The organism is Methylobacterium tardum, from assembly GCF_023546765.1.
GTDB classification, from domain to species: domain Bacteria; phylum Pseudomonadota; class Alphaproteobacteria; order Rhizobiales; family Beijerinckiaceae; genus Methylobacterium; species Methylobacterium tardum.
The window spans coordinates 1,561,476-1,587,118 of record NZ_CP097484.1 but is presented as its reverse complement, the minus strand read 5'-3'; the positions used below and the strand labels follow the sequence as shown (position 1 = coordinate 1,587,118).

Sequence of the window (25,643 nt, the reverse complement as noted above, 5' to 3'; positions counted from 1 at the left end):
TCTCATGAACCTGCGGAATTACGCTCACGCTGCCCGCCTACGCCTGGCTTTGCATCCGAGCGACGCCGAGCGCCTAGCCGACTTGCCGCCAGGAGCACTTGCCGCGATCGAGGAGGGGTCAAGCGTTGACCTGCCGGCGGCGGATCTGAGGCGACTTGCGGAGACCTTAGGGCTGACCGATCAAGGCACGCCGGTCGTACGGCGACCGCCCGACTCTCGAACCTGAGCGGCACATTCAATCGGTGCTGCCGCGCGGGGCTTTTTCGTCTCTGCGCCGTGGCGGCTCGGCTCAGGCAAGAGGGCGTTAACTCCGTCGCATCACAGGTCTGGCCGCGATCAGTTGAACGGGCTGAGCGCCGGCAGAGCAGCACCGTCGCGGTACACCGGTGCGGTCTCGCCGCAGTCGCATAGAGCCCGCCCAAGTCCCATCTGGGCGGGCTTTCTTGTTTCGGCCCTACGCCTTCATCTCGGCGAGCATCTTGGCGCCCTCGGTCAGAAAGAAGGCCTTGATCTTTGGATTCCTGACCCGCAGGGCGCAATGCCTCGCGATCTCGGTCATGGACCGGTTCTTTGGTTTTTTGAGGAGATCGACCAGATACGTCTCGGCCCCGGCCTCGGTATCAATGTTGAACGGTTGAGGGTCCATGGCGCGCCTCCGCTTTGACCTGCCCGATCCGCTGTTACGGGCTTTTCGTTTCCCGAGGCGCAACCAGCCACGGCCTGCAAGCTTGTTGTGACTCTAGCGGATCACCTCGAGGTCGATCACGAATCCGCCGACATTGAAGATGCCAACGTCGTCCACCACGCCTAACTCGATATTTCCACGCCGCCGCCTGGGCGACACAAGGGCGGATAGCATCCCAAGACTCACCGCCCCAGCAATCGAAGCGACCACAATCGCGAGAGACATGACTGGCACCAGGAAGCAGTACTATCTTCGCAAGGTAGACCAGTAATCTTAAATCATCGTTCCGCGATGTGTGGCTTCGCGGACGGTCATTGTCGGCCATCCTGTCCCCGAGCCAAGTTGCGTATCGGCTCGGCTGACAAGACTACGCAGGACACCGCGCCGCTCACGATTTTTTGCATTTCTGCATCGTCGTGCTGGTGGCGAAGCTGAGCCGTTACCGCTATTGGCTAACCGTCTGTTAAAAGGCGGCTCAAGTGCCTCGATACTATTTTGACATCCATGACGGCGAGCTACTCGTAGATGATGAGGGCACCGAGTGTGCCGATCTCGAAGCCGCTCGCGAGAAGGTCGTAGTCAGCTTTCAAGATGTCGGGGGATGGATCACCCCGGCTGATGGCGACAATCAAAGGGTGTCGGTGACGGTCCGGGATGAGGCTGGTCGCAAGGTTTACACCGGGACGCTGACCTTCACCGGATCTAGGTTGGACGAGTCGGCCTCGTCGTAGCTGCTCGGCTCACGGGGTGAGATCGGACGCTCTCCCACCCCGTGAGCAGATCGGAGCGGGGCTGCGCGGACGATTGGCGGGTCGGCAACCATTCGGCCCTACCCCGCCGGCATGTCCGACCTCCCGCCCGCCGTCGCCTCCGAGCGCGACCAGATCGAGTGTCTGTCCGAGCACGCCTCGACGTGCCGGTATCTCCTGCCGGCGAAGTGGGCCGCGATGCGGCAGAGCGCGCTGGCCTTCCGCGACGAGCATGGCACTGAGGCGCACCGGCTCGGCTGGACCGCCCCGCAGCTGTTCGGCGTGCATCCGAAGCACGGCTTCTTGCGCGTCGAATATGCCGGCGTGCTGCTGGTCAACGACAGCCCGGCCGTCGCGGTCGAGCCCGACCGGATCGTCTTCGACCGCTTCTCCGGCTACCGGACGAAGCCGGGTCAGACCTGGGGCATTCCGGTCTGGGAGTTCGCGGCGCGAGGCATAGGCCGGTGAGCTACGGGCTTCGAGCGCGCATCGGTGGCACAAAATCGCTCCTCGACCTCACGCTGCTGGTGACGATCCCAGCGGCGTGTGCGCCGGCGGGATTGATGCCCAGGTAGGCACCACCGGTTCCGGGATGGGCCTGATGCTTGGTTTGCTCCAGCAATTTGCGTGAGCGCTGGATCGCCTGCTGGGCGTTCTGGATGGTCCTGTCGACGAATTCGAGAGGCGTAGCGCACCGGGGGGCCTCGGAGACAGCCCTGTCGTGCTCAGCACGAGCGAGAAGCTCGTATTGGAGCGATATCATGGCAGCGCTCTCAGTGATGGAGGCGTGAGCACGTGTCGCATTGCTAGCGCCGTGCCTATGCGATCAGGAATAGGCTAACGGTTCGCCATCCTGTACTCGACCGCACCGAAAGTCTAATTCAGGTTAGCTCCGCCGACACATCGACAAACGGTCTACTAACAGACGAATGCGATGATTCTGCTCTGCTTAAGTGCGGTGCGACGTAGTTCGTTTAGCTGGCCACGCTCCGATCAATCCTGCCCGGTGGGTAGATGTCCCGTCATGCGACCCCTCTGTCCGGCCGCCGCATCCTCGTGGTCGAGGACGAGTACCTGATCGCCATGGAGCTGAAGGGATGGCTGCAAGAGGCAGGCATCGAGGTCCTTGGCCCGGTGCCGAGCGTGGATCAGGCGCTCGATCTGATCGATAATCACCGCCTTGACGCCGCGGTTCTCGACATCAACCTCGGCGACGGGTCCTCCAGCTATCTGGTCGCCGACAGGCTGGAGGTGCTCAAGGTCCCGTACCTATTCGCCACGGGCGAGCCGCACAGCGCGAAGGCAGGCGGCTACAACGATCCACCATGGCTGGAGAAGCCATGCTCAAAGACAGATCTGCTGCGCACGCTCGGCGACCTCATCGCCGCCTGAGCGGTGTCGGAACGGCAGGATGCGGATGTCCTTATGGCCGATCACGCACGCCCTGCTACATCATCTTAAGTGCACCGCGTGCTGTCTGATCAATCCTCGACCTGTCGGGATCGGCCGAGCCAGACCTGGAGGGTGCCGGGCGAGCGGTCCTGGCGCTACTCCAAAGCGGGGATCGTCACCAACGACCTCGTGCCGCTGTCGCACAGCCTGCGGGCTCTGATCGGCGCGCTGGACCGCGAGCGATCGGGGCCGCTGATGGCGGCTATGGACGCCTGCAACGCGCGCTGGGGCCGCGGCGCGGTGGTTCCGGCCCGGGCGGGGCTGGTCAGCCGGCGCGACTGGAACACCAAGTTCGAGATGCGCACGCCCCGCTACACGACGCAGGTGAGCGAGTTGCCGGTGGCCTACGCGTGACCGCCCTCCTTCGCGAGCGACTGCAAGCTGCAGGGTCCGCTATGGGTGGTGAGCAGTCATTGGGTTGCTGCCCGGAAGCCGACGTTCAGCTTTGCGCCCAGCGCGGTCATTCAGATGGCCCTGATGACATCCCGTAAGCAGACACTACGGGTTGCGATCGGTCATTCGCACGAAGGTCGGATACGGGATGTCACTCGCCTGCCAACTTGGGCTGTGCTCGGGATGCCGTGCAGGCACATGGCGTCGGCCAGCGCCTCGATCACACCCACGCCATTGATGCGCTGCGCCACCTTTACGCAGAGCTAACCTGCACTTTGTCCCGACCACCCCGATCCTGCTCGCCCGGCTTACCATGCATTTTATAGAACGTTTTGTAGCAAACAATATATTTTTCTGAAGTCTTTTGCTTCAGTACGACTCCTCGCAGTCAAAGCAGTTCTCGAGGAGGACCTCGTGCTCGTGTTCGACCTGCCGCTGCTCGCGCCCGCAGCGCTGCTCGCAGGCGCGGCCGCCTGTTTCTCAAAATCCGGGCTGCGCCCCCGAGGCGTACTCTTCCTCGCTGAGATGTCAGCCCTTGCCGCGCTCGTGACCGCAGTCGTCTGTGTCGGCATGTTAGCGGCGACAGGATCGGGCACTGGACCCCTGGTCGGTCTTTTCGGCGCAGGTCTCTCCATGCGCGTGGACGCGGTCAGCATCACCATGCTGGTCCTCGTCACGTTGATCGGCTGGATCGTGCTGCGCTACGCGTCGATCTACCTCGACGGCGAGGACTGGCAGGGCGCCTTCACCGGCTGGCTCTGTCTCACGCTCGCGGCGGTGTTGCTCCTCGTCACAGCCGGCAATCTCATCCAACTCGTCGCCTCCTGGATTGCGACCAGCCTGTTTCTCCACCGATTGCTGGTGTTCTACCGAGAGCGTCCAGGCGCACGGCGCGCCGCGCGCAAGAAGTTCATCACCGCGCGGCTTGGCGACATTAGCTTGATCATCGCCGCCGTGCTGCTGAGCATGGCCTACGGCACGAGCGATATCAGTCAGATCCTGAGGGCGGCGCGGTCCGGCGAAGGCGGGAGCCTCGCCGTCACGGCCGCCGGTCTGCTCGCGGTCTCCGCCCTGCTCAAGTCCGCTCAGTTCCCGACCCATGGCTGGTTGACCGAAGTCATGGAGACGCCGACGCCGGTCTCCGCCCTGCTCCATGCAGGCGTGATCAACGCGGGCGGGTTCCTGCTTATCCGATTCGCCGACGTCCTTCTCCTCGCCCCCGGCGTGCTCGCGGTTCTCGTCGCCATCGGCGGCTTCACGGCCCTGTTCGGCAGCATGGTCATGCTGACCCAATCCTCCGTGAAGACCTCGCTGGCTTGGTCGACCGTGGCTCAGATGGGCTTCATGATCTTCGAGTGTGGGCTGGCCCTATTCCCGCTCGCGCTGCTGCACATCGTGGCGCACTCGCTCTACAAGGCCCACGCCTTCCTGGCCTCGGGCGGTACCGTCGAGGCGGTCGCGGCGATCCGCCGTCCGGGGCCGGTTGCCATCCCCGGAGTGGCGGCAGTCGCGCGCGCCTTCCTCTCCGCCCTGCTCATCTTCGCCGTGGTCGGCTTCGCCTTCGGGCTGCCGCACAAGTCGCCCCAGGCTTTCGCCCTCAGCGCTATCCTGATCTTCGGCGTCGCCTACATGCTCGCCCAAGGCTTCGCCGACACCGCCCCTCGCGCGCTGACCCGGCGCACCGCGGCCTACGCGGTCGCAACCTCGGTTGGCTACTTCGCCCTGCAAGCGGTCGCGACTCATCTCACGGCGGGCGTGCTGCCGCCTGCACCTGCGCCGGGAGCGCTGGAATGGGCCTTGATCATCCTCGCCCTGCTCAGCTTCGGCCTCGTTGCAATCCTGCAGGCGACGTTCCCGCTCTGGGCCTATCACCCCGCCGCGACCGGGCTTCGGGTCCACCTCGCCAACGGCCTCTACGCCAACGCGGCCTTCGACCGGCTGATCGGTGGCTGGTCCCTGCGCAGCGCTTCCTGACCGGTTCGGAGATCCCATGATGATCGAGATCGTCCATTCCCTCCCTCTGTCCCACGAGCGCGTGAGAGCCGCGTCCGATGCCGCGGGCCGACGCATCCCGCCCCTGTGGCCGCTGGCCTCGAGCGTCGCGGTCAACCCTTTCCTCGGGCACACCGGCGGACCGCTCTGGGTCGCCGCAGCGCAGCTGGCACGGGCGACCGGCGCAGCGGTGACCATGCCGCGGAACTGGTACCGCGACAGGATCTCGTTCGGGTCGATCACGGACGAAGATCTTCGGGAAGCTCTGGCGGACGCGCCCGCGGAACTGCGCCCGGCTGATCTCGCGGCGCTCAAGGCCGCGTCGGGTTCGGAGGGGCTGCCGGTCAGAGCTGTGCCGACAGTGGCCTCGCTCTGCGCGGACGTCTCCGGAACCGATTGGCCAAGCCTGATCGCCGACCGGTTCACCGCCTGGGCGGCCGGCTACTTCGATGAGGGGCAAGCCCATTGGGCCGCTCCGTCCGGCGGAAGCGCCCTCGCGCTCTGGCGGTCCTGGGCCATCCACGACTTGACCCCGGAGATCGCCGGTTTGAGCGGTTTCGCGCGCCACGTCTCGGACGTGCCCGACGGAACGCTGTCCGCCCTGGCCCGGGCAACGGCCAAGCTCGGTCTCAGCCCGGACGCGCTCGAGAGCTACTTCCACCAGATGCTGCTGTCACTCGGCGGGTGGGCTCAGTATGCCCGCTACAGGCAGTGGCAATCGGAGCTCGCCGGCGGATCTGATGGAACGGTGAGAGACCTGCTCGCCATCCGGGTGATCTGGGAGGAGGCGCTGTTCACCCGGTACGAGGAGCGGATCGGTGGCGCCTGGGCGGCCGTCGCGGCCGAGCATGCGACTCCCGCTCAGCCGACGCGTGACCAAGTCATCGACAGCATTCTGCAGGACGCTGCAGAGCGTGGCCAGCAACGCACACTCGCCGCGACACTCGCCGATGCTCCGCCGGCTGTCGCAGACGGACGCCCGGTCCTGCAGGCGGCGTTCTGCATCGACGTACGGTCGGAGGTCTTCCGCCGTGCCCTGGAGAGCCTGGATCCCGGCATCCGCACCCTGGGCTTCGCGGGCTTCTTCGGTTTGCCGGCCGCGCATCGCCCGTTCGCATCGGACATCGAGGAACGGCGGTTGCCGGTCCTCCTGAACCCGAGCCTGCATACCTCCTCTGGCGGCCCTGGCGTCGCGCGTGCAGATCAGACGGTTCGGGTCGCAGCCCGTTCGCGCCGCGCCTGGGGCCGCTTCCGGCAAGCGGCAGTCTCCTCCTTCGCCTTCGCCGAGGCAGCCGGGCCCCTCTATCTCGGCAAGCTCGTGAGCGCCTCACTGGGCCTGACCCGGACGCCGACGCTCGGTGAGCCCGCGCCGCGTCTCGATCCTGCGCTCGACCTCTCATCCCGGGTCGCGATCGCATCAAACGTTCTGCGCGCGATGTCTCTGACAAGGGATTTCGCCCCAATCGTGCTGCTCGTCGGCCATGGGGCAAATGTCGTCAACAATCCGCACGCGAGCGCACTGCATTGCGGGGCGTGCGGAGGATATTCGGGCGAGGTGAACGCGCGGCTGCTGGCGCGACTTCTCAACGAAGCGGAAGTGCGGATTGCGCTCAGAGAACGCAGTCTCGACGTACCGCTCGATACGGTCTTCGTTGCATCACTCCACGACACGACGACGGATGAGGTCACGCTCTACATTGAGGACCTCCCGCAGAAGGCAGAGCCGCAGGACCTGGAGCGTGTTAGGGCCTGGCTTGCGGCGGCAGGCACGCTCGCTCGCTGCGAACGGGCCCTGCGCCTGCCGCGTGCCTCGGACGGCCGTTCTGTGGTGCGCCGGAGCCGTGACTGGGCTGAGACGCGCCCTGAGTGGGGGCTGGCCGGCTGCAGCGCCTTCATCGCCGCGCCGCGTCACCGCACGGCAGGCAGGCCGCTCGGTGGCCGCGCCTTCCTGCACGAGTACGAGTGGCGGCAGGACACCGGCTTCGGCGTGCTTGAGCTGATCCTCACCGCGCCCGTGGTCGTGGCGAGCTGGATCAGCCTTCAGTATTACGGCTCGACCGTCGCGCCTGAGCTGTTCGGCTGCGGCAACAAGCTCCTGCACAACGTCACAGGTGGCATCGGGGTCTTAGAGGGTAACAGCGGCCCTCTGCGCGGGGGCCTCGCTCGACAATCCGTGCACGATGGCGAGCGGTACGCCCACGAGCCCCTGCGGTTGGCGGTGTGCATCGAGGCGCCACTCGAGGCGATCACCGATATCCTGAAGCGACACGCTGAGGTGCGTGCCCTGTTCGACAATCGCTGGCTGCACCTGTTCGCGCTCGACCAAGACGGCCGGATGGCATGGCGCTATGCGGGTGACCTGCGATGGACCAGCGCGGCCGGTGCACCCGCTGCCGCTCCTGGTGCAACGTTCAGGGCCGCCGTATGACAGGTCCGGCGCACGTCGACCGGACGATTTCGGCTCGCTCCCAGCTCACCCGGCGTCGGACGCGACAGGCAGCGATCCGTTCACGGTGACCAGTTCGCGCAGCAGCGGGTTGGGGAAGCGTCTGGTTTGGACAATCGCGTAGAAGCGTTCCGTCACGTCCGGAATGCGGCAGTGCTCGATCAGCAAGCCCGCGTTCAGCTCATCTTGCACGACGATGGGGGGCACGACCGCGACCCCCTCGCCCTCACGCGCCAGCAGCCGGAGCATGGCCATGTCGCCGACCTCGGCCTGGATGATCGGATGGATGCCCGCCAAGGACAGCACCCGGTCGAGCGCCACCCGAATCTCGCTGTCGAGGCTGGGCAGCATAACAGGGACGGTGCGGAGAGCGTCCGGGAAGCGGAGGGGCTTCCCGTCCGGGCTGGGCCGCCCCACCAAGCTGACCGGCTGCTCGGCGATGAGATGGCTGTGCAGGTCAGTGGCCGCATCTCGCCGGACCGCGATGGTCGCCAGGACGACATCCAGGCTGTGCATTTCGAGCTGTGCCAGAAGCTCGTGCATCGTGCCCGAGCGGAGCACGAGCTCAACATCCGGCCGTCCGATCAGGGGCCGCAAGAACGCGAGCTGGAAGTTGCGCGACAGCGTCGTGAGCGCGCCGACACGCAGCACGTGCTGGGCCGTGCGGGGCCGTCCCTGCAGAACCTTGATCAGCTCATCGCCCGTCTCGAAGACCGTATCGGCATAGTCGAGCGCAATGCGGCCAGCCTCGGTCAGGATCAGCTTCTTGCCGCGACGCTCGAACAGCTCGTGTCCGAGCATCTGCTCGAGTCTCTGCAACTGAACGGACAGGGCGGATTGCGACAGGTTCAGGAATTCTGCGGCCCGGGTGAGGCTACCCTCGTGCGCGATGCGGTGGAACAGGCGCAGGTGATGGTAGTTCAGGACCGTCATCCCTCATATTTACAGAAGCGAACGATTCGCGGCAATATTTGAATTTGTTATCAGGCACGCATCCGCATAGAAAATCCTCCTGAGCGCGAATCAACAAATGTGCAAAAATCGTGCAAGGCCGGCTCGCCGAAGTGTTTAGGAGGCCGACGTGGCCTTACCCTACGACGAACTTGGTGGAGCGAAGCGCCTGAAGGCGACAGTGCGCTTCATTGTTGGCGACGTTGAGGTTCACACTTGTGCCGGCAACCGCCGGCAAATTTGCATTCTGGCGGAGCAATTTCTCCGATACATGCATGCACGAGGTCTTAGGGCAGAAATCGTTGTTCAATGCAGAGACAATATGATCCGCCTGGAGATTGAGAGTTATCTTCAGGAGGTCTCACGCGAGCTCGATATGCGCCTCTGATGCGCCTCCAGGCCGATCAACTGGCCGGCGGTGATCGCGACGCGAGGCGCGAATTAATCGACCCGAACGGGCTTCTCGAGATGCGAGCAATAAGACATGCGTGAGATTGTGGAACTCCTCGAAGAGCGGCGGGCACAGGCCCGGCTCGGCGGTGGCGAGAAGCGCGTCGAGGCCCAGCACAAGCGCGGCAAGCTGACGGCGCGGGAACGCATCGAACTTCTCCTCGACCACGGGTCGTTCGAGGAATTCGACATGTTCGTGCAGCATCGCTCCACCGATTTCGGCATGGAGAAGCAGAAGATCCCCGGCGACGGCGTCGTCACCGGCTGGGGCACGATCAACGGCCGGACCGTCTTCCTGTTCTCGAAGGACTTCACGGTGTTCGGTGGCTCCCTCTCGGAGGCGCACGCCCAGAAGATCGTGAAGGTCCAGGACATGGCGCTGAAGATGCGCGCCCCGATCATCGGCATCTTCGATGCCGGCGGCGCGCGCATCCAGGAGGGCGTGGCGGCGCTCGGCGGCTATGGCGAGGTGTTCCGCCGCAACGTCATGGCCTCGGGCGTGATCCCGCAGATCTCGGTGATCATGGGCCCCTGCGCGGGCGGCGACGTCTACTCGCCTGCCATGACCGACTTCATCTTCATGGTCCGCGACACGAGCTACATGTTCGTCACCGGCCCCGACGTGGTGAAGACCGTGACCAACGAGGTCGTCACCGCCGAGGAACTCGGCGGCGCCAAGGTGCACACGACCAAGTCGTCCATCGCCGACGGCTCCTTCGAGAACGACGTCGAGGCGATCCTCCAGATCCGCCGCCTGCTCGACTTCCTCCCCGCCAACAACATCGACGGCGTTCCGGAACTCGAGAGCTTCGACGATGTCGACCGCCTCGACATGTCGCTCGACACGCTGATCCCCGACAACCCGAACAAGCCCTACGACATGGGCGAGGTGATCCGCCGCGTGGCGGACGAGGGCGACTTCTTCGAGATCCAGGCGGCTTACGCGCGCAACATCATCACCGGCTTCGGCCGCATCGAGGGCCGGACCGTCGGCTTCGTGGCCAACCAGCCGCTGGTGCTGGCCGGCGTGCTCGATTCGGATGCGTCGCGGAAGGCCGCGCGCTTCGTGCGCTACTGCGACGCGTTCGGCATCCCGATCGTGACCTTCGTGGACGTGCCGGGCTTCCTGCCGGGCACGGCGCAGGAATATGGCGGCCTGATCAAGCACGGCGCCAAGCTTCTCTTCGCCTATTCGCAGGCGACCGTGCCGCTGGTGACGATCATCACCCGCAAGGCCTTCGGCGGGGCCTACGACGTCATGGCGTCGAAGCATGTCGGCGCCGACGTGAACTACGCGTGGCCGACGGCGCAGATCGCCGTGATGGGCGCCAAGGGCGCGGTGGAGATCATCTTCCGCAGCGAGCTCGGCGACCCGGAGAAGATCGCGGCGCGCACGGGCGAGTACGAGGATCGGTTCCTGTCGCCGTTCGTGGCGGCCGAGCGCGGCTACATCGACGAGGTGATCATGCCGCACTCGACCCGGCGCCGGATTGCCCGGGCGCTCGGCATGCTCCGGACCAAGGAGATGGAGCAGCCCTGGAAGAAGCACGACAACATCCCGCTCTGAGGCCGAACCATCAAAGCGTGGCCATACTGGGAAGCGGAGTTCGGAACCCGTGAGCCGATGGCAGCAGGAATACCGTGGCTGGCGCATCTGGCAGGATCAATCGGCTTTCTACGCCCGCGAGCCGGCTTGCCGCCATCCAGCCTTCACCCTCACCGCGACCAGCCTTCGCCGTCTATGCGCCGGCGTGGATGCGGTCGAGCGCTCGTATGCCGGGCAGCCTGCGCCGATTTGGTATTTGTTCGCACGGACCTTTCCCGAACTTATTCCGGTTGACCTCAGCACCGTAGATGATGAGGATCTTGGCACGCTCTACCAACCTCAGATTATCTCCTCAGATTGAATGTATAGATCAAATCGATGTGGACATCCGGGCCTGCTCTAGGGCGGCGATGATCGCCGAAGTCAGCAACTCGGCAGCCGGCGAGACATGGCCAGGAGCTCGGTAAAGGACGATCTCGGTGTCTGGCAGCTTCGGAAGCTGAAGCCGGGCAGACACCGAGATCATGTTCGCAGGGATCATCTCCGTCGGCAGAACCGTCACGCCGAGCCCGGCTTGGACGGCGGCCTGAAGTCCGGCCAAACTCGGACTGGTGTAGACGATGCGCCAATCGCGTCCGGCAGCGTCGAGGGCTGACAGCGCACGTTTGCGATAGACATCGGGGGCAGGTGCCAGGATGAGGGGGATCGGGCTCCCGGCTTCCATGACGAGGCGCGGTGATGCGACCCAATCGAGCACCTCCCGCCAGACCTTGGTCCCGCCGCTCGGCCCCTGTGGCTCGCGCTTGAACAAGATCAGGTCGTAGCGGCCCTTGGCGAAATCATCGAGGAGGTTGACGGTGAAGTCGCAATGCACCTGAAGCGCGACCTGCGGATGGGTCCTTGCGAAACACGCCAGCACCTCCGACAAGTGCGTCGTCGCAAAATCCTCGGGCGTTCCAAGCCTGACGACGCCCGACACATCCGACTCGCCCAGTCGCGAGAGCGCCTCGGCTCCGAGCCGTAAGATCTGCCGCGCATAGGTGAGCAGGATCTCGCCTTCAGGCGTCAGCTTCAACTCCCGACCGTCACGGTCGAACAGGCGACGTGTGAGGCCGTCCTCCAGCCGTTTGATCTGCAGTGACACGGTCGATTGCGTCAGGCTCAGCCTGCTGGCCGCGCGCGTGAAGCTCCCGTTGTCGACGATGGCGACGAAGGTGCGCAGCAGGTCGAGGTCGAAAGGCAAGGACGGTCCGGGCATCCACCTCACGTCAGGTCACATGGGCCGGATCTCAAGCTTCCGGATTAAGACTCCACCAAGCCGGGATGGATTGTGATGGCGCAATGTGTCGAAACACACATCGTCTATTGCGCAGACGTCGCGCATAAGGATTAAAACAATCAGCTTCATGTCCGCGGAATTAAGCGGCATTTATTTTCGCAATGATCTCCATTAAAGACCGAAAATTGTAAAGCGAGGCTCATTACTCCAAATCAGTTACGTGGATGAGGCGAACGAAAGCCGCAGATGCGGGTCCGCTCCAGCCTTTTGCCCACGGACAGGTCCTCACGACCGCAAACTTGATTGGAGACAAGCGATGAAGGCGTCGAAGAAGTTATCCGTCCTGACCGCCGCGGCCGCGCTCAGCGTCGCGCCGCTCTCCGCCGCGTTCGCCGATCTACGCGTAGGTCCAGGATCGCGGCCTCTTCCGCAGACGACCTGGGACGGGCTCTCGACCGGTTCGATCCTCCCGGGTGAGATCCTGACGCCCACTGTCGGTGGCTGCCGCCGGAGTTCGGCCCAGGAGGGCAACGCCGATCAGCAGCACTTCCCGGTGCAGCAGTACGGCCAGACGTCGGGCGGCTACCGCTGCTGAAGCGGGTGCCCTGCCTCGACCCGACATTCGTCCGGATATCTGGCATTCGCCATCGCCAACGTGGTCCGCCGTGCCACCCAACCTAGCGGACCACACCTGGATGCCTGCTTTCGGGACATCCGCAGCTCGACCGGCGACGTCCGCCCGTCGCTTTGATCCGGCACCATGAGGATCGAGCCCCGCCTGAGCCGGTCATTCCGGGCCGGCTCCCCGTTCCTGCGCCACACGCGCCACCACGGCGTTCATCTTTCCCCGAGACCGCGCCTTGCACCTGGCCGGAATCGTCGTCCTCGCACGCCCTTGTTCAGGTCCGAAGGTCCCCGCCCCATGGAAGCGACGAAACATATGCCGCTGACGCTCGCGGAAGCCTGCAGGCTCATCGGCCGCTTCCTCAAGCCGGAGACCGGCTTCATCTGGACGGCGGTCGTCTATGGGATTGCCGTGGCGCTCCTGGGCCTCGCCGTGCCGGTGTCGGTGCAGCTCCTGATCAATTCGGTGGCCAACACGGCCCTGCCGGCGCCCCTGTTCGTTCTGTCCGGGCTACTCCTCGGCCTGCTGCTCGCCGCCGCCCTGCTGAGCGCGGCGCGGATCTATGTCCTGGCGCTGTTCGAGCGGCGCGTGTTCGCGAGGACCGTCGCGGACATAAGTCTACGTGCCCTCCATGCCAAAAACCCGCATTTCGACGATGCACGCCGCGGCGACCTGTTCAACCGCTTCTTCGATCTCATGACGGTCCAGAAGGCGGTCCCGCATCTTCTGGTCGGTGGCTTCGCGATCCTCCTGCAGTCCGGGATCGGCCTCGTCCTGACGAGCTTCTATCACCCGTTCTTCCTCGCCTTCAATGTGGTGGTGGCCGCCGTGCTCATCGGCATCGCGTTCCTCTGGGCGGGACCGGCGGTCCGATCCGGCGCGGCGCTGAGCCACGCAAAGCATGAGACGGCGCGCTGGCTTGAGAGTCTCGGCGTCTCGAACGGTTTCTACGGGCACGGTGGACGGCTCACGACCGCGCTGGCGCGTTCCGAGGCGCTGACCGCCACCTACGCGAAGATGCATCGCCGCCACTTCCACCACACCTTCGCACAGACCATCGGATTCCTGATGGTCTATGCGGTCGCGAGCGCCGGCCTCTTGGCGATGGGCGGGTGGCTGATCCTGCAAGGGCAGTTATCGCTCGGACAGCTCGTGGCGGCGGAACTCGTCCTGTCGAGCGCCTTCTACGGGATCTCGCAACTGGGCTCCCATGCGAGGACCTTCTACGACCTCGTCGCAGCGCTCCACGAGCTGTCGCTGTTCGAGAGGATCGAGCAGGCTGACGGCGATGGGTGGAACGGCCCGGGCCCCGCCAACGGGAACCTGCGCCTGCGCGACGTCGAGCTCGACGGTCTCCGTTTCAACATCGCGGTCGAGGGCGGCGAGATCCTCGCCGTGGCCGCCGACGAAGGTGTCGAGCGTGCGCTTGCGGCCCTCATCGAGCGGCGGGCCCGGCCCGAGCGCGGGTCGGTGATGGTCGGCGGAGCCGACATCGCGGCCTTCGGTCCGGAGGGGCTGCGCTCGGAGATCCTCGTCCTGGATCGGCCGACGCTCGCCGAGACGACCATCCGCGAGCACCTGTCGGGCGGCGACGTGTCCTCCCCTGCGAGGATCCACGAGTGCCTGGAGCGTGTCGGGCTGGCGGAGCGCGTCCGGAGCCTGCCCTCCGGCCTCGACACCCCCTTGTTCGCGTCTGGATCGCCGCTCTCCACGGGCGAGGCCGTCGCCCTAAAGCTGGCCGCCGCGCTCCTGCGACCGCCGAAGCTCGTCGTCCTCTCGACGCTCGCCGACCTGTTGCCACCGGACCGTGTCACGGCAGCGCTCGTGGGGTTCCGGGAGGAGGGCACCACGGTGCTGCATGTCACCCAGCGCCCCCCGCTTCCGGTCCACGACGACCAGATCAAGCTGGGTTCGGACGGCTACGAGCGCATCGCCGACCGTGACGACCAGCTCGGTCCGTCCGTGCTGAGGGAGAGGACCCATGCTGTCGCGGCCTGAACACCTCCACCGCTTCCCCACTCTGACCGCGATCCGGCCTCCGCGTGCGGCGGTCGTCCTCGGCTGGATCATCGGGATCGGAACCGTCGTCGCAGTTCTGATCCTCCTGTACGTGCCCTGGGTTCAGACCTCGGCCGGGACAGGGCGCGTCATCGCCCCGAACCCCGCCGACCGGGTCCAGACGGTCACGGCCCTGGTCCAGGGCCGGGTGGAGCATTGGTATGTCGAGGATGGCCAGCGGGTCCGTGCCGGGGACCCAATCGCGCGTCTCGCCGACAACGACCCGTTCCTGCTCAAACGCCTTGCCGCCGAGCGGGAGCAGATCGAGGCCGAGATCGCGGCGGCCGATCAGGCGGTGAAGGTGGCGGAGGGCCGAGGTCAGCCAGACGCGCGAGGCCGCAGAGAAGGGTTTCGTGACCCGGCGCAACTTCGAGGCCGCGCAGATCCGTGTGGCGGAACAGCGCGCAAAACTGGCCGAGGCCAAGGCCAAGCTCAGCCGCCTCGAAGTGACCATGAACCGCCAATCGGCGCAACTCGTGCGCGCGCCGAGGGACGGGCGCATCCTGCACATCAACGCAGCCGCCGCGGGCACGCTGGTCAACGCAAGGGACACCTTGGCCACCCTCGTGCCGCACGCGCCAGAACGCGTCGCCGAACTGATGATCGACGGGCGAGACGTCGCTCTGATCCGGCCCGGTCAGAGCGTGCGCCTGGCCTTCGAGGGCTGGCCAGCGATCCAGTTCAGCGGCTGGCCGTCGGTGGCCCATGGCATGTTCGATGGTCGGGTGCGAACTGTCGACCCCTCGGCCCAGCCGGGCGGCCTGTTCCGCGTGCTGGTCGAGCAAGACCCCGGCGGGTCTGCGTGGCCCAACACCAATTTCATCCCATTAGGGGCAAAGGTGCGTGGCTGGATCCGAATGGAGACCGTCTCGCTCGGCTACGAGCTATGGCGCGTGCTCAACAACTTCCCGCTGGAGTTTCCGAAGACGCGATCAAATCCAATTTAAAGGATTAAATTTAGATCGGCGATCAAGAGTGACATGTCTGCTTTTTGGGGATCTCTTCGCGGAAGCGGACCGACGGCTTACGGCCACCTTCGCTCATTCGGGGTCGGTCAGATCACCGGCAAGCGGACCTTCTGTAGGTCTGAGAAGGGTCGAAAGCGGAAGCTTGCTCCGCGCCGTCAGGCGTCATTTTCCTGGCCTCGGCCGGCTGAAGCCGGAGCGGCGACGGCGGAGCGCGATCGCGGAGCCTGCGGCGTCCCGCTCCTCATCGCAAAGCCGTCCGCCTCCGGGCGCACGAGCGCCCGGCGTGCAATGCCTGCTCTCGGCCGGGCAGGCCGGCACGTTCGGCAATCTCGGTGGCGGTGGGCGGCTCGGGCGTGAGCGCCGCCAGGACGCGCGGGCGGACGTCTAGGCGCGGGCGGGCGCAGCGGGGCGATGGGGCCTTCGGCATGGCGCCGGGCTACCGTGACTCGCCGTTCCCGACCAGCCCGCGTCTGAGGGCGAGGCGCCACAGGCCGGCATCCGAGAACGTCAGGTCTCTGACCTGCCAGCGGTCGAGCTCGTTGCCGATCGGCGCCACCGCGACGCCGGCGGCCCGCAACGCTGCTACAGCCTCGAGGACCAGGTCGGCGATGTCGCTCATCGCTAAGCCAACGCAATGGCATCCAGGCGCGCTTTCGTCGCGATGTCATACGCCGGCGACCACGGATCCCCGGCGACGACGCGATTCATGATCTGCCGAGCGTCCTGGCTGGTCATGCCGATGCCCTGGATGAAGCCGCTCAGGCGCTCCATCACGCGGTTGCCGACGAGCTCGTGTTTCGCGGTTTCGTCGCTCATCCCTGGACCGGACAACCCAAGATCACGGTCGTCTTCACCATCATCAGATTGGGCGGTGGGGTCATCAACTTGGCGAGGCAATCGACCGGCGGTAACGATCGGTTAACCATAAAGGTCGAGGTAGCTGTCAGCGATCGGCTGGGGGCTGAGCGTCGGAAGAGCAGCACCGAGACCCGGATGTACGGTCTCGCGGTGCGGCCTCGCCGGCGCAGTCGCAACAAGCCCGCACCTGGAACACCAGGGCGGGCTTTTCTCATTGGATCGGGCGGCGGGGCAGATGCAGGGCTATGTCAAAGCCTGCGGATGTAAGGATGGCTGGCCGGTGTACGTGTCAGGCTTGAGCGGACAGCCATTGCGCGCCTTGCGGTGATAGAGGCTGCGGCGAACGCTCGGTCCGCTGTACGTCCCGTTGAGCGCCACACGCCCGTTACAGGCCGGACAGCGTTTGACGGCCATGATGTGCTGGGACGCGGCTTCGTCCAGACTGACGGCAATCCAGGCGCACCCGATCTTCACTTCACAAGTCTGCGGATCAGGGTTCGGCATAGTCCTGACCTGCCATGCCGGAGCGCGGGTCGCCAGCGCCTCGGCGCCACACTGCTGTTCGCCTCCCTGTAACCTGGGCAACCCCGCTTGCGGGGTGCGGCAGGCCGCCAATATTCACGCTCATCAGAGCCTGGCGGGTAAGAGTAGAACAAGCGCTCGCACCGAACAGGGTGGCCGTTAGGGCTCAGGTGCCTCTCTGGGAGGCCACGACGATGAAGCTGCTGCGAGAGCTTGGGTGGCCCTGGGTCTGTGATCTTTATCACAGCGCATAGTGAGGCGCCGTGCTCTTCTGCTCCGAGCACATCGTCACCGTGTGACTTCGCGTGGCGTCGGTGCTGGAGGATCATCACCATGATGTCTCGCGCTGTCTTCGTGGCGGCGGCTACCCTCGCCGCCGTATGCGCCGGTCCGGCACTCGCTCAGCCTGCCGCCAACGGCGGACCGAAGTTCCTCCTTCACGGCAATTACTGCGGCCCAGGCAACAACGCTCCGCTACCACCGATCGACGCTCTGGACGCTGCGTGTGCCCGTCACGACGACTGCACGCCGGATGTCGGCCTACCCTCGAAGGCCTGCAATCTCCGGCTGGAGCGGGAAGCAGCGGCAGTCGCTCGCGATCCACGCCAGCCAGAGGATGTGCGTTCCTTGGCAGGCCTCGTAGCCTCTTTCGCGGCTTCTGCTGCGTCGAGCACGGCCCCGTCAGTGCTCCCGGCAAGGCTGGCCCGCTGAAGGATTGGGCGTCGGAGTCCCCGTCTACCCTCGGCTCAGGACCTCCCCATCAAACGGGCTGCCGCCGGCGAAGGCTGAGCCACGCTCGCGCCGTGCGCACAGCCCTCGCCGCCCTGGCTCTCGTCGTCGCTGCCGGTGGGGCGGAGTCGAGCGGTGTCTGAAGGTCGGCCGGCCGCCAAGTGAGGCGGCCCGCCGAAGCCAAGGCGATGCAACGGGGGGAGCTGGCGGCCAGCCTTGCTGACGTGGCACGCTCGGAGCAGAGCATCGCCGGTGCGAAAGCCCAGGTGAGCGCATCAGAGGATGCGCTGACGCAATCTCTTGGACTTCTGATCGGGACCAGGCCGGGCAGGCCTGCCGGCTGTCGATCGCCATCCCGAAGGCGCGGCAACATCGAAAGCTGTCGTAACGACCACGGGCCCGACTATCGTGGTAGCCCGTGCACGAACGCTGCAACAATCTCGGCTTCCCATACGTGAACCTGAGGCATCAGCAGAGTTTGTCCGGCGACAGCCACCGCGGCAGTGCCTGCTACGAAGATGGCAATATCGGCGATGTGGCTGATCCGGGGCATGGCGCAGGCCTCGCAGTGTCGCGCTTGGCTTCACGGCACTGCGGAGACCTATTCTGATTTCGTTGGATCCGATGTGCCCGGCGTCACATCAGTGTTCTTGCTTGAGCGCCGATTTCAGTCGCCGCGAAGGAGCGAGGACTGTCTCGACACCGACACCGCGATGGCTATCTTGCGGATATGCGCGGCACCATCGCTGCTGGGAGGCGCGCTCTGCACGAGGCGGAGTGATCATGAAAAGCGCCGTGGTCAGATGCCTCATTGTGGCGCTTGCAGGCCTCGGCAGCACTGAGGCTGTTGCCCAACGCAGTCGAGCCCACAGATCGCTTCCTCGCGAAAGACCCGAGGGGCCAAAGCCGTTCGCCTTCCCGCGCGTGCCGGCCACGACGTTGCGGCCCGCGGACGACGGCATCATCCACTGGAATACACCGAACAAGGACGGCAATCTCGGCGGCCCCGGGACGGGTGGAAGTGGCGGTGGCGGAGGCTGACCGACCCCGCTTTCCATCGACCGCCCGTGGTTCTGCCCGATGGCGCGGAAGAGGCTCCCCCACTCACGCCTGCCCGTTGTCTATAGATCTTGCTAAGATTTCCAGTATTGCGGCGCTTCAAAATAGGCGTATGAGTACCGGCTGTAACTCAATGAGGGCCTGGCCATGCTGAGGTCATTTGAGGACCGCGAGCGCGCGGCTGAGTTCATCTACATTCATGGCGAGGAGATGCGGTTCGTAAACCACATCTCGGGCATCCGAGCCGTCGCAGGCTTGGCGATACGGATGCTGGGTCTCGATGGAATGACATCGGAGGCCTATGCCCAGACGCTGATTGCCGCGAGGATCGACGGTTTGAAACCTGATGCCCTGCTGGAGCGCGTCCAAGCGGATCTCGCTGCCAACGGTGTAGAGGTCACCCTTGCGGAACTGCGGGCCGAGTTGGACCGGACCTCTGCGCAGCACAGCTTCGGGGACAGCCGGATGCCGGACCGCGCGCCTGCACACGGCTAGCGACGACCGAGAAGGAGCAGCGAAGCTTCCTCGCCGCCGACTCCTGCCCGTGGTTCTGCACGATGTCGCGACAGAAGCGACGCGCCCCGCCAGGAGCGCGCCGCAAAGCCGCTCGCTGTTCAACTGACGCGTCTGAGGCCTTTTGGCGAGGCGCAGGCAAAGCCACCGGGCGGCAACCGCGTCAGCGGCGCCGAATCCGGGGATGAAGCGTCGCGTAGACCCGATGATCTGCCCTGCGTTGTCCCAGAGCATCGCGGACCCCGTACGGTCGCATCGTCCCTGCGCTGCATTGTGGCGGCCTGCGCTTCGCGGATCTAAGGTCGATGACATCTCGAACCGGGGTGCACGCCATGCGCACGTTCCTCGTCACCTTCCACAAGACCGTTTCGGATGGTCGCGGCCACGACCACCGGGTGCTGCAGCAACAGACCGTCGTGCCCGCCAGCTATGGGGAAGCCGCAGCCGACGCCGCCAAGGCGCTGTTCTGTCAGGCCGCCAGCATCGCCGACTGGCGACTGCGAGCCGACACCTGCGAGGTTGTCGAACTGGCCGAACTGGCCGTCTGAGCGCATGTAAAAACCCGCCCGGATCGGCCGGGCGGGCATCTCACGCATCACATCTCGTCAGGGTCGTTCTCGTGATGCGGAAGGCGGCCGAACGGTTCCCGGGACAAGGCTCATCGATCGGCGACGTAAGCTGCCAGCTCAGCGAGCCCATGCAAGCAGGATCGGTCATGCTTGCCGCTGCTTGAACCCAGTCCTGCGGCCAGCATTTCGAGCTGGGTCTGGAGTATGCCGATGCTCTTCCGGGACAGGTCGGCCGGAAGCAGTATGGTCACGTCGCCTTCGCCGAGCCTGATCGTTTGTCGGGTCGCTGGAGCGTAGGACATCTGACCCTCCGCCGGATGTGTTGGTTGCTCTATCCGGAGCATAACATCTCATGAAACATAGACGCCCGCGGTGCCCCCGCGCACGCGATTGAGAACTGATTAACCCAGCCCGACACTAGAAAACCCGCCACGGCGAACCGGGCGGGATCTGGAAGATCGGAGATCCGCGCGGGAAGCGACTAGAAGCCCCCGCGGCGCCCGTACCCGTAACCATGGCCATATCCGCGACCGTAGCCGCGGCCATACCCACGGCCATAGCCGTAGCCGCGCCCGCGGAAGTGCGGGCCGCCATAACCCCGACGACCGTAACCGAAGCGCGGGCCGCCATAGCCATACTGCACGTCCTGCACCGAAGAGGCGGCCTCAGGGACCGCCCCGATGCCGATCTGAGCTGCAGATGCCTGGACAGGCGCGAGAAACATGCTGGCTGCGAACAGCCCAGCCGTCAGTGCCGGTGCTTTGAACAAACGCTCTCTCCTGGCCACGTTCGCGGGCGTGCGGCAGTGGCTTAGGCAAACCCGACAGGTTCTCGCACCGTTCCGGGCTACGCACCCGCCGGAGCCATCGTCCTCTCCGGAGCAGGACATCCCTGGAGCGGTTGCCGGAAGCGGGACAGCGAGGGCGCGTGCGCCGCTCGAAGGACCTCATGCGGTCGGATCCTAGCCGCCAAGTTCTTGTTCCAGCCGCGCTGTGGCCTCACCCGGCAAGTCGAGCGCCTCGGCGAGCATCTTGAGGAATTGCCTTTCCTGCAACGTATCCGGATCGATCGCGAGCCGGGCTGCAGCATAGATGCGAGCGGCTTGCTCCGGGCCGCTCACCCTGGCGGCGAGTTCATCGACGCCGGCTGGCTCGGTCAGTTCCTTGTCCAGCCAGGCGCGGCCAGCATCGCCGATCTGGGCAGCAGCAAGGGCGCCGTAGAGCCGCTCCCGTTCCGCGGCATCCATGAGTCCGTCCGCCAGCGTGGCAGCGACCATGGCCCGCAACATGGTTCGGGCCTCGTCCTCGCTGACCTCTGTGTGATCGAACGGCGTGCGAGGCGCCGCAGGCGGGCTTGTGTCGTGAGATGGACCTGCCGAGTCCTGCACGGGCCCACGCCGCGGGAGCGCCCGCAATGCCAGACCGACGATCAGCGCAACGCCGCCCAGTGCGGCTGTCGCGGCGATGGTGCTGCCCTCCCGGCCGCGAACCAGCGCGTCGACCATTTGCTTTGCCTCAGCCACGGTGACCTCCTGGTGCCGCACGATCTTTCGTGCTGCAACGGCTCAACCGCGAGGGTGGTTCAGCAACCGTGTCAGGCCCATGGTTGACGCCCTCTTCGCTTCGGTCCGGGCTGAGGGCGCGTTTTCTGGGGCCGGGTCAGGTAAGGTCAGCGTTCAGCGGCACCAAGCAGCAGCTCCACACCACCGGATCGGCGCTTGGTTGATCGCGCCAGTCACCGTGGGATCAGCAGATGGCAGACGCGCGACCGCTGGTTCGGCGGGCCGATTGGCCTCCACCAGCATCGCGGCCGAGAAACAGCAGAGCGCGAGGGCAGCGATCCAGAGAGCGCCTCTCAGGGTTCGGATCGTTCGCTTTGACATACCCGCGACGGTGACGGCCGTCGGTTACCGAACCCTTGCACCGTCCGTGACGCCCTGGCTCGGATCCTTGCCCTCATGCTGTTCTGCGATGCGCCAGCTCGCCGAGCAGCTTCTGGAGCGCCGCACTCGTGGGCCGTTGCGTCTCGCCGACAAGCACGAACAGCGCCCCGGCGACGACAGCGGTGTGCGGGGGCGGGTTGCTGTGTGGTGTCCCCTGCGCATCCGCATAGCCGACTGGCGTGCCGAAGTTCTGGATCAAGACGGCCGTCACAATGTCGGCCCAGGCGACGCCATCGACCTTCACGTCGAAGCGAAGGCACTCGTCACCCTCGCTGGAGAACAATCGCTCGATGATCCACTCCGTACCGGGCGCGACAATGGCGCGGACGATCATCTCAGGGTAGCCGCGCAGGGGCCTGACGATGGCCGACGCGCCTGCCTTCCTGAGGCGCTCGCGGTTCAGGTCATCGACGCACTCAGCGATGATGCGGGCTTTGATCCCACGTTCGCGCAAGCGATGGATGATGTCGAACGTGCGGCTGTCGGACAGGCGCTCACCTTCCTGCTCCGCGAGGATGACGAGCACGCGGGCGTCGTCAACGCCGGCGGCTTCGAGGGCGGCAGGATCGCCGAAGCGGCCCTTCAACTGGACGATGAGCGGATCGTCCTCAAGATCGGGCGGTAGGCCGTCCGGAAAGGCTTCGGTCAGGATCAAGGAAGGCACGGTGGCAAAGTTGGCGTGGGACCGGTGCAACTGGTCGAGGAGGCGCCGCAGATAGTCGCCGGGCTCATCAGCGGGCGCGTTCACGAAAACGATGTGGTCGCGCATGCCCCACCTCCATTCGCCTCGACGCTTGCGCTCGCGCCGGAGGATCCGAAATTCGAAGAACGCGCCCCCGGCCTGGGTGAGTAGGAAGATGCCGGACAGGTAGATCAGTACGATGGTTGCTGCTCGACCTGCGGGCGTCTTGGCGGAAAGGTCGCCGTAGCCCGTGGTGGTAATGGTGGTGAAGGTCAGCCACACCGCTTCACCCAAGCTGAGGCCCTCGAAGGCCATCATGGCGGCGACGTGCAGGCCGATCAGGATCAGCAGTCCGACGAGAGCGAAGCGGATGCGGTTCCGCAGGTCGCGCACGACGCTGCGGCGAAAGCGGAGTGGCCTGCTTCGAGCCCGTGCTGGGCGCATCACCGTCGAGACCTTCATCCCTGGGGAAGCTGGATCGCCTGCCGAGCCGTTCGGCATACCGTCCGGGCTCGGACCGTCACCGCAGGGCCGCCCGCTGCCCCTCGGCAGCTGTTCGACGGCTTCGCTGAAGGCCGGCGGATGATAAGCTGTTCTCCGAGCGCGACCGCGCCGGAAAGGCTCATGTCGGCCGGGCGGCACGGACAAGTCAACGTGGATGGGAAGCGTCCGACCTGCGGAGCGAAGAGCAGCGCCCTCAATCAAGGACAGCGTTGGCTGTGTGCGTTGCCCTTGCCATCGCGCTGGCCGGCATCGGTACGATCGGCTGGCGCTGGTATAGCTATGTGACAGCCGGTCCGTCGCCCTACGACGAGGTCGGGATCGAGGTGAACCGGCGCTTGCCCGAGCCAATGCGCGCCTGGGGCTGCATGCGCATCAAGGAGCGGTTTCCGCGCGCTGTGCCACCCTATGGGTGCCAGCCCGGACAGGTCTGAGCCGGCTCTCTGAGACCCCGCTCCTCCATACCCGCCAATCCGGTGCGGCCGAGCTTGCTGACGGATCGGTGGCACATGGCCAAGCACGTGAAGCAGCCGCCTCAGGATCGCGGCACTGTCTTGTTCGCTGTCATCGCCGAGGAATGCAGTCGCGCCTCCAACCGGCGTGGGCCTGTGGAGCGCTGAGCAAGCCGAGGCGCGGACCGCGGACGCACGCGCATGGCTGCGGCGCAGGCATGACTGCGTGGTCAGCGCGTTTGGTGCACTGAACGTCGAGGCGACTGCGTCGAGGACACCGTGGGGGATTGCTTCGTGGCTGCGGCCGTGACGACAATGCTGACGCACCCTGGCAACCTTCATGACCGCCGGGCGGCAGCCCAGCCCCGAGAGGCGGGGTGCCAGCAGGCCGCGGCGGAGGGATCAGACATGACCGTCCAACCTCCCTCCCCTGAACAGCTGTCCGAGGTCCTGCGCCTCTGCACCGTGCTGTCCGACCGTGCGCTCGACGCGAAGATCATGGGGCGCGAAATGCCCGCGGATCAGATGACCGCCTTGGCGAAGGCCGCACGCCTGCTGCAGGATCATGGCGTGGAGTGGCCGCCTCTCCTGACGCAAGTGCTGCATGAGGCGGCAGACAGGGCCGATCACCAAGCGTCAGAGACGCGGGCTCAGGCCGAGCTGCCAGCAGATATCGACGCGCAAGGGCTGACCCGTTTCTTCGCCGCTCTCTGGAAAGAGAAGAGCCATAAATGATCCCCGAGACCGGCGACGGGGTCGGCATCCGGCAGCTGCAAAACCGGTCGAAGGACACCGAACAGACCGCGTCTGAGCCATCGTCCGGCCGATGTCTTCGTGCTGCACGCGCTGAACACATCACCCGGGGACCTCGATTCTCGTGACGACGTCGGTCGGTTCCTCTGCAGCAATCCGCCAGTGCCCGCAGCATCACGAACTGCTTCGCCTGATCGGGGTGTTGATCGAAGTGCATCGGCCTGCAGCGACGATGGGCGGCCCGGCACCAGAGGCGGGCGCAGCCGCTGCTGAACCGATTGCAAGCGAAACCCGCCGAGCGAAACCCGCCAAGCGAAAACCGCCTCGAGCATGCGACGACAGCTTCAATGCAGCTGAAGCGACGTGAGCGCTTCGCGGACTACCCATTCTGCGCACGGCTTGCCGATGAAGAAGGCGCCGCGCGGCAGTAGCGCGGCATCCTCAGCCGATCGTGCAGAGCAGACGATGATCGCTGTCGACGGCCAGCGTGCGACGACCTCGTGCGCCAGCTGACGGCCGTTGATGCGGCCCGGCATGTCGATGTCCGTGTAGAGAAGGGCGGTGCCGTTGAGCGCTTCGAGGAGCAGAAGCGCGTCACTGGCGGTGCTGGCCTGCAGCACGTCGAATCCGAATTCACCGAGCATGTCGGCGGCTTCCAAACGGATCAAGGGCTCGTCCTCAGCGAGCACTGCAACGGGGCGGGACATGGCGATAAGCCTCTGAGCGGCGGGCTTGCCGCAGGTCACAGGCTGAACCCGGACCGCCAGGAGGATCTGTGTCGGGCCGCACGACCGACCGGGTGCCGTGGCTCGCGACAGTGCGTTGGCGCACCGTTGACGTGGGTTCCGGGCAACCTCGCGGCACTCTGCCGGCGATGCCGCATGATCCACGACCGGCCCGAGCATCCGTGGCGGCGCTGGCGCACGCTGTTTCGCCGGAAGGCATCAGGAGACCGCTTCGACGGACGTTACGCGTACGAGATCCTCTCAGCAGGGTCATATGCGTGACGGAACGAAGCGACGCGCACCGCCGTTTCGACGGCCTGGATGGGTTTGGGAGACTGCTATGCGGATGCTGACGCTCTCGGCAGCTTTGGCTGCTCTGGTTCTCGCAGGTGCTGGCGCGGCGGAGGCAAAGGGCTGCCTCAAAGGCGCCGTCGTGGGTGGCTTAGGCGGTAAGATGGTCGGCCACGGCAAAGCAGGCGCCGCCGCTGGCTGTGCCGTCGGCCACCACCGCGCCAATAAGAAAAGCTGATTGTCATCTAGCACCGCGGCCGGCCACGTCCTGCAAGCCGAGGAGCCGGTCGCACATCAGCGTTGGGCGGTAGAAGCCGCCTGCTGATGAACCGCCCTCGTGCTTGGGTTAGGTGCCCGGCCCGCCGCGGAAACGATGAGTACGCCTGATGGAACACTTCCCCGGTTGATTTCATTAGCCATTCAGCTTGGGATAAAACAAGGCTCGCGGGCGGG

The 25,643-nt window shown here is 65.6% G+C and carries 29 protein-coding genes and 1 pseudogene; 18 read left to right on the top strand and 12 right to left on the bottom strand.

Features of this window, described 5'->3' with window-relative positions; all coding sequences use genetic code 11:
* Positions 1-454 precede the first annotated feature (454 nt).
* Together M6G65_RS07535 and M6G65_RS07530 are read right to left on the bottom strand one after the other, a co-directional pair.
* Positions 455-646, bottom strand: coding sequence for a hypothetical protein (locus M6G65_RS07535; RefSeq protein ID WP_192709368.1), 192 nt, complete (start codon positions 644-646; stop codon positions 455-457).
* A gap of 93 nt (positions 647-739) precedes the next feature.
* Positions 740-910: a hypothetical protein gene (locus M6G65_RS07530; RefSeq protein WP_238196340.1), complete on the bottom strand. Its 171-nt coding sequence runs from the start codon at positions 908-910 to the stop codon at positions 740-742.
* Between the two features lie 254 nt (positions 911-1,164).
* Between M6G65_RS07530 and M6G65_RS33940 the strand changes: the two genes are divergently transcribed.
* The 6 genes and pseudogenes from M6G65_RS33940 (at position 1,165) to M6G65_RS07500 (ending at position 7,699) form a co-directional block, all read left to right on the top strand.
* Entirely contained in the window at positions 1,165-1,416 is a 252-nt protein-coding gene (locus M6G65_RS33940; RefSeq protein ID WP_238196339.1) for a DUF6894 family protein, read from the top strand.
* A 111-nt stretch (positions 1,417-1,527) separates the two neighbouring features.
* A complete protein-coding gene (locus M6G65_RS07520) occupies positions 1,528-1,902 on the top strand; it encodes a hypothetical protein (protein ID WP_238196338.1) in 375 nt (124 codons plus the stop codon).
* A 588-nt stretch (positions 1,903-2,490) separates the two neighbouring features.
* Entirely contained in the window at positions 2,491-2,826 is a 336-nt protein-coding gene (locus tag M6G65_RS07515; protein ID WP_347710482.1) for a response regulator, read from the top strand.
* Between the two features lie 117 nt (positions 2,827-2,943).
* Positions 2,944-3,240 (top strand): annotated as a pseudogene (locus M6G65_RS07510) (DUF4113 domain-containing protein); the annotation flags it as partial.
* A gap of 672 nt (positions 3,241-3,912) precedes the next feature.
* Entirely contained in the window at positions 3,913-5,253 is a 1,341-nt protein-coding gene (locus M6G65_RS07505; RefSeq protein WP_430929554.1) for a proton-conducting transporter transmembrane domain-containing protein, read from the top strand.
* Positions 5,254-5,272: 19 nt separating this feature from the next.
* Positions 5,273-7,699, top strand: a complete 2,427-nt coding sequence (locus M6G65_RS07500; protein WP_250104222.1) for a YbcC family protein — start codon at positions 5,273-5,275, stop codon at positions 7,697-7,699.
* 45 nt (positions 7,700-7,744) lie between these two features.
* Here the strand turns inward: M6G65_RS07500 and M6G65_RS07495 are convergent, their stop codons facing one another.
* Positions 7,745-8,650, bottom strand: a complete 906-nt coding sequence (locus tag M6G65_RS07495) for a LysR family transcriptional regulator (RefSeq protein WP_250103771.1) — start codon at positions 8,648-8,650, stop codon at positions 7,745-7,747.
* A gap of 148 nt (positions 8,651-8,798) precedes the next feature.
* Between M6G65_RS07495 and M6G65_RS07490 the strand changes: the two genes are divergently transcribed.
* From M6G65_RS07490 to M6G65_RS07480, 3 genes are all read left to right on the top strand, one after another.
* Entirely contained in the window at positions 8,799-9,056 is a 258-nt protein-coding gene (locus tag M6G65_RS07490) for a hypothetical protein (RefSeq protein ID WP_238196334.1), read from the top strand.
* Positions 9,057-9,152: 96 nt separating this feature from the next.
* Positions 9,153-10,685, top strand: coding sequence for an acyl-CoA carboxylase subunit beta (locus tag M6G65_RS07485; protein ID WP_250103770.1), 1,533 nt, complete (start codon positions 9,153-9,155; stop codon positions 10,683-10,685).
* A gap of 49 nt (positions 10,686-10,734) precedes the next feature.
* Positions 10,735-11,025 carry a hypothetical protein gene (locus M6G65_RS07480; RefSeq protein WP_238199704.1) on the top strand — a complete coding sequence of 97 codons (291 nt, stop codon included), beginning with the start codon at positions 10,735-10,737 and terminating at the stop codon, positions 11,023-11,025.
* Between the two features lie 9 nt (positions 11,026-11,034).
* Here M6G65_RS07480 and M6G65_RS07475 read toward each other — a convergent pair whose 3' ends face one another.
* Positions 11,035-11,907, bottom strand: coding sequence for a LysR substrate-binding domain-containing protein (locus M6G65_RS07475; RefSeq protein ID WP_250103769.1), 873 nt, complete (start codon positions 11,905-11,907; stop codon positions 11,035-11,037).
* Between the two features lie 352 nt (positions 11,908-12,259).
* On the opposite strand from M6G65_RS07475, the gene M6G65_RS07470 reads away from it, so the two are divergent.
* The 3 genes from M6G65_RS07470 (at position 12,260) to M6G65_RS07460 (ending at position 15,573) form a co-directional block, all read left to right on the top strand.
* Positions 12,260-12,538 (top strand): hypothetical protein, encoded by a 279-nt coding sequence (locus tag M6G65_RS07470; protein WP_238199702.1) that lies wholly within the window; start codon positions 12,260-12,262, stop codon positions 12,536-12,538.
* 327 nt (positions 12,539-12,865) lie between these two features.
* Positions 12,866-14,566 (top strand): ABC transporter transmembrane domain-containing protein, encoded by a 1,701-nt coding sequence (locus M6G65_RS07465; protein ID WP_250103768.1) that lies wholly within the window; start codon positions 12,866-12,868, stop codon positions 14,564-14,566.
* Positions 14,567-14,979: 413 nt separating this feature from the next.
* Positions 14,980-15,573: an efflux RND transporter periplasmic adaptor subunit gene (locus tag M6G65_RS07460; RefSeq protein ID WP_250103767.1), complete on the top strand. Its 594-nt coding sequence runs from the start codon at positions 14,980-14,982 to the stop codon at positions 15,571-15,573.
* A 457-nt stretch (positions 15,574-16,030) separates the two neighbouring features.
* Here the strand turns inward: M6G65_RS07460 and M6G65_RS07455 are convergent, their stop codons facing one another.
* The 3 genes from M6G65_RS07455 to M6G65_RS34190 all read right to left on the bottom strand — a co-directional run bounded on the left by M6G65_RS07455 (position 16,031) and on the right by M6G65_RS34190 (position 16,956).
* Complete coding sequence (locus M6G65_RS07455; RefSeq protein ID WP_238199699.1) at positions 16,031-16,213, bottom strand: hypothetical protein; 183 nt, start codon at positions 16,211-16,213, stop codon at positions 16,031-16,033.
* Between the two features lie 2 nt (positions 16,214-16,215).
* A complete protein-coding gene (locus M6G65_RS07450) occupies positions 16,216-16,410 on the bottom strand; it encodes a hypothetical protein (protein WP_238199698.1) in 195 nt (64 codons plus the stop codon).
* Positions 16,411-16,695: 285 nt separating this feature from the next.
* Positions 16,696-16,956: a hypothetical protein gene (locus M6G65_RS34190; RefSeq protein WP_488600464.1), complete on the bottom strand. Its 261-nt coding sequence runs from the start codon at positions 16,954-16,956 to the stop codon at positions 16,696-16,698.
* Between the two features lie 354 nt (positions 16,957-17,310).
* Here M6G65_RS34190 and M6G65_RS07445 point away from each other — a divergent pair, with 354 nt between their 5' ends.
* From M6G65_RS07445 to M6G65_RS07435, 3 genes are all read left to right on the top strand, one after another.
* Positions 17,311-17,685, top strand: a complete 375-nt coding sequence (locus M6G65_RS07445; protein ID WP_373323911.1) for a phospholipase A2 family protein — start codon at positions 17,311-17,313, stop codon at positions 17,683-17,685.
* Positions 17,686-18,909: 1,224 nt separating this feature from the next.
* Positions 18,910-19,257, top strand: coding sequence for an ATPase inhibitor subunit zeta (locus tag M6G65_RS07440; protein WP_238199695.1), 348 nt, complete (start codon positions 18,910-18,912; stop codon positions 19,255-19,257).
* A 350-nt stretch (positions 19,258-19,607) separates the two neighbouring features.
* Positions 19,608-19,823, top strand: a complete 216-nt coding sequence (locus tag M6G65_RS07435; protein ID WP_250103766.1) for a hypothetical protein — start codon at positions 19,608-19,610, stop codon at positions 19,821-19,823.
* A 110-nt stretch (positions 19,824-19,933) separates the two neighbouring features.
* Here M6G65_RS07435 and M6G65_RS07430 read toward each other — a convergent pair whose 3' ends face one another.
* From M6G65_RS07430 to M6G65_RS07415, 4 genes are all read right to left on the bottom strand, one after another.
* Entirely contained in the window at positions 19,934-20,146 is a 213-nt protein-coding gene (locus M6G65_RS07430; protein ID WP_250103765.1) for a hypothetical protein, read from the bottom strand.
* A gap of 179 nt (positions 20,147-20,325) precedes the next feature.
* Positions 20,326-20,568, bottom strand: coding sequence for a hypothetical protein (locus tag M6G65_RS07425; protein ID WP_238199691.1), 243 nt, complete (start codon positions 20,566-20,568; stop codon positions 20,326-20,328).
* Positions 20,569-20,805: 237 nt separating this feature from the next.
* A complete protein-coding gene (locus tag M6G65_RS07420; RefSeq protein ID WP_238199690.1) occupies positions 20,806-21,366 on the bottom strand; it encodes a tellurite resistance TerB family protein in 561 nt (186 codons plus the stop codon).
* Positions 21,367-21,799: 433 nt separating this feature from the next.
* Positions 21,800-22,861 carry an ion channel gene (locus tag M6G65_RS07415; protein WP_250103764.1) on the bottom strand — a complete coding sequence of 354 codons (1,062 nt, stop codon included), beginning with the start codon at positions 22,859-22,861 and terminating at the stop codon, positions 21,800-21,802.
* Positions 22,862-23,187: 326 nt separating this feature from the next.
* On the opposite strand from M6G65_RS07415, the gene M6G65_RS07410 reads away from it, so the two are divergent.
* A complete protein-coding gene (locus M6G65_RS07410; protein WP_308445238.1) occupies positions 23,188-23,403 on the top strand; it encodes a hypothetical protein in 216 nt (71 codons plus the stop codon).
* Positions 23,404-23,829: 426 nt separating this feature from the next.
* The gene (locus M6G65_RS07405) at positions 23,830-24,156 is read left to right on the top strand and encodes a hypothetical protein (protein ID WP_238199688.1); all 327 of its coding nucleotides are present in this window, start codon (positions 23,830-23,832) and stop codon (positions 24,154-24,156) included.
* 362 nt (positions 24,157-24,518) lie between these two features.
* Here M6G65_RS07405 and M6G65_RS07400 read toward each other — a convergent pair whose 3' ends face one another.
* Positions 24,519-24,881 carry a response regulator gene (locus M6G65_RS07400; RefSeq protein ID WP_238199687.1) on the bottom strand — a complete coding sequence of 121 codons (363 nt, stop codon included), beginning with the start codon at positions 24,879-24,881 and terminating at the stop codon, positions 24,519-24,521.
* Positions 24,882-25,239: 358 nt separating this feature from the next.
* Between M6G65_RS07400 and M6G65_RS07395 the strand changes: the two genes are divergently transcribed.
* Positions 25,240-25,428, top strand: a complete 189-nt coding sequence (locus M6G65_RS07395) for a hypothetical protein (protein WP_238199686.1) — start codon at positions 25,240-25,242, stop codon at positions 25,426-25,428.
* The last annotated feature ends 215 nt before the right edge of the window (positions 25,429-25,643 follow it).